Below are 3077 nucleotides of genomic sequence, written 5' to 3' on the forward strand. Positions count from 1 at the left end.
GGTCGCCCCCGCCCCGCCGCGTCCGTCCCCCGCCGCGCGCTCCGCCGTTCCCGCAGCGTCACCGGCCGGGGCCGGGAGGCCGGCGGCCCCTACGGAAGCTCGATCCCCAGGTCCATCCCGTCCAGCGCCGTCGCGCACGCGCAGTCCCGCTGCGCCGGCAGCCCGGCCACCGTGTCGAAGAGCACCTCGCGCAGCCGCCCGACGTTCTGCGCGAAGACCTGGAGCACCTCCTCGTGCGAGACGCCCTCGCCCGTCTCCGCGCCGGCGTCCAGATCGGTGACCAGCGCCATTGAGGAGTAGCACAGGCCCAGTTCGCGGGCGAGGACCGCCTCCGGGTGCCCCGTCATCCCGACCACCGACCAGCCCTGCGCCGCGTGCCAGCGCGATTCCGCGCGGGTCGAGAAGCGCGGTCCCTCGATCACCACCATGGTCCCGCCGTCCACCGGCTCCCAGCCGCGCCCGCGCGCCGCCGCGACGGCCGCCGCCCTGCCCGTCTCGCAGTAGGGGTCGGCGAAGGACAGGTGCACCACGTTCGGCACCGAGCCGTCGGGCAGCGCCTCGCCGTCGTAGAAGGTCTGGACGCGCGACTTGGTGCGGTCCACGAGCTGGTCTGGCACCACCAGCGTGCCGGGCCCGTACTCGGGTCGCAGACCGCCCACCGCGCACGGTCCCAGCACCCGCCGTACACCGACCGAGCGCAGGGCCCACAGGTTGGCCCGGTAGTTGATCCGGTGCGGGGGAAGGTGGTGCTTGCGGCCGTGCCGGGGTAGGAAGGCCACCCGGCGCCCGGCGATCTCGCCGATGAAGAGGGAGTCGCTGGGCTCGCCGTACGGCGTGTCCACCGCGACCTCTATCACGTCGTCCAGGAACGAGTAGAAACCGGACCCGCCGATGACGCCTGTCTCAGCCTGTGCGCTCATGGCCGAACACACTAGCCCCCCGCCCGAGGCCGCGGACCCGCCGCGGTGCGCACCGCGGCGGGTCCGGGAAAAACCGGTTCCGGCTCCGGGCCGGAGGGCGGCAGGCGGCGGGGTCAGGCCGCCGAGGAGCCTGCCTTGGACGACGAGCCGCCGGACGAGCCCGAGCTCTTCTCGGAGGAAGAGGACGACGACGCCGACGAGGACGGCGAGGAAGACGAGGACGACGTCGACGAGGACGAGGACGTGCTGCCGGACGAGGAGCCGCGGCTGTCGTTCCGGTAGAAGCCGGAGCCCTTGAAGACGATGCCGACCGCGGAGAACACCTTCTTCAGGCGGCCCTTGCAGCTCGGGCACTCGGTGAGCGCGTCGTCGGTGAACTTCTGAACCGCTTCCAGGCCCTCGCCGCACTCGGTGCACTGGTACTGATAGGTCGGCACTTGCTCCTCCTGGCACTCTTCCTTGTGGAGTGCTAACGACGCACCATGGTGCAGTATTCCGGCCTCTTAGTCCACCGGGAGCCGGTGGACGGTGACTCTCGCCACGCTCCGGGGCCCCTTCCCGTCCTCCGTCCGGAGCCCCCCGTCACCCGGTTCGCGGCTCCTGCCCGCCGCCCGTCCGCCCGTCCGCGGCCCGCCCGTCCTGCGGCTTCAGCCAGCCGCGCAGCGCCACCACCGTGACCAGCGCCAGGGCCGTGGCGGCCAGCGGCACCGTGAATCCGGAACTCGCCCCGAAGCCGTCCGTCAACTGCCCGGCGGCCGAAGCGGCACCGGCCTGGCCCAGCGCCACCGCGCCGGCCATCCAGGTGAACGCCTCGGTGCGCACCCCCGCCGGAACCAGCCGCTCCACCAGGGTGAAGCCGGTGATCAGGCTCGGCGCGATGCCCATGCCCGCCAGCAGTCCGAGGACGGCCAGCAGCGGGACCGCGTCCACCGCCCACAGCGGCGCGGTGGTCAGCGTCAGCAGCGCGTACGCCGCCAGCAGCCGCCGCTGCGGGGCCGATCGCCAGGTCAGGGCGCCGAAGACGAGACCGGCGAGCATGTTGCCCGCGGCGAAGATCCCGTACAGCACGCCGTTGAGGCCCGGCTGCCCGATGGAGTCGGTGAAGGCGGCCAGCGACACCTGCATCCCGCCGAAGACCGAGCCGATCCCGAGGAAGGCGACGATCAGCACCCGCACGCCCGGCACCGACAGGGCCGAGGCGTGCGGCGCGCCGTCCGCTCCCCGAGCGCGGCGGTGGGCGGGGGGCGCGGTACGGCGCTGGGCCGCGAAGACCAGCCCGCCGACGACGGTCAGGGCCGCCTCGGCGGCCAGCCCGGCGGCCGGGTGCACCCCGGTGCACAGGGCGGTGGCCAGGACCGGGCCGATGACGAAGGTGAGCTCGTCGGTGACGGACTCGAACGCCGCCGCCGTCGACAGCAGCCGGGCGCCGTCCGGCCTGCCCGTGCCGCCCGGCGGACCCGAGCCGCCCGGCGAGTCCGGCCCGCCCCTGAGCAGATGAGCCCAGCGGGCCCGCACCATCGGACCGACCTGCGGCACCGAGGCGCCGGCCGGCACGGCCGCCAGCAGCAGTGCCCACAGCGGCGCCCGGGACAGCGCCAGGGCCGCCAGCACGCCCACGGCGGCGGCGTGCAGCAGCACCCCGGGCACCAGGACCGCGCGCTGGCCGAAGCGGTCGGCGAGCCGGCCGCTCCGGGGTGCGAACAGGGCCATCGACACGCCGGTCACGGCCGAGACGGTGCCCGCCGTGCCGAACGATCCGGTGGTGTCCTCGACCAGCAGCACGATGCCGAGCGTCAGCATCGCGAAGGGCTGGCGGGCCAGGAAGCCGGGCAGCAGGAACGTCCACGCACCCGGGGTGCGCAGCAGGTCCCGGTAGCCGGGCTTCCGATCCGTGACGGGAGTGACCGTGGTGGCCACGGCCGTACCTTTCTGCCGCCTGGTAGCGCGCCGCGGGCCGTACGGCGCTCGGTGTCGCGGTACGGCGGGGCACGCCGAAGGCCGTCCTCTCGCACGGACCGCGGCGTGTGGTCGGCCGGGCGGCCGTGCCGGCCCTGCATCAGGCGGGGTCGAAACTCCGGTAGCTCCGAAAGTCGGACAAACGTACGGCCTCAGGGTAGCCGATCACCCCGCAGCCCCGGCCGCGCCCCGCCCCGGCCG

General features: G+C 74.6%; 3 protein-coding genes. All 3 read right to left on the bottom strand.

Going from position 1 to position 3077, the window contains the following annotated elements; genetic code table 11:
* Nucleotides 1-89: 89 nt before the first annotated feature.
* The 3 genes from L7D48_RS27725 to L7D48_RS27735 all read right to left on the bottom strand — a co-directional run bounded on the left by L7D48_RS27725 (nucleotide 90) and on the right by L7D48_RS27735 (nucleotide 2837).
* On the bottom strand, nucleotides 90-920 hold the full coding sequence (locus tag L7D48_RS27725) for an S-methyl-5'-thioadenosine phosphorylase (protein WP_237883678.1): 831 nt from the start codon (nucleotides 918-920) through the stop codon (nucleotides 90-92).
* Nucleotides 921-1033: 113 nt separating this feature from the next.
* On the bottom strand, nucleotides 1034-1357 hold the full coding sequence (locus L7D48_RS27730) for an FmdB family zinc ribbon protein (protein ID WP_237883680.1): 324 nt from the start codon (nucleotides 1355-1357) through the stop codon (nucleotides 1034-1036).
* 145 nt (nucleotides 1358-1502) lie between these two features.
* Nucleotides 1503-2837 (bottom strand): MFS transporter, encoded by a 1335-nt coding sequence (locus L7D48_RS27735; RefSeq protein WP_237883683.1) that lies wholly within the window; start codon nucleotides 2835-2837, stop codon nucleotides 1503-1505.
* Nucleotides 2838-3077: the final 240 nt, after the last annotated feature.

The organism is Streptomyces sp. ICN903 (genome assembly GCF_022015835.1).
GTDB lineage: Bacteria > Actinomycetota > Actinomycetes > Streptomycetales > Streptomycetaceae > Streptomyces > Streptomyces fenghuangensis.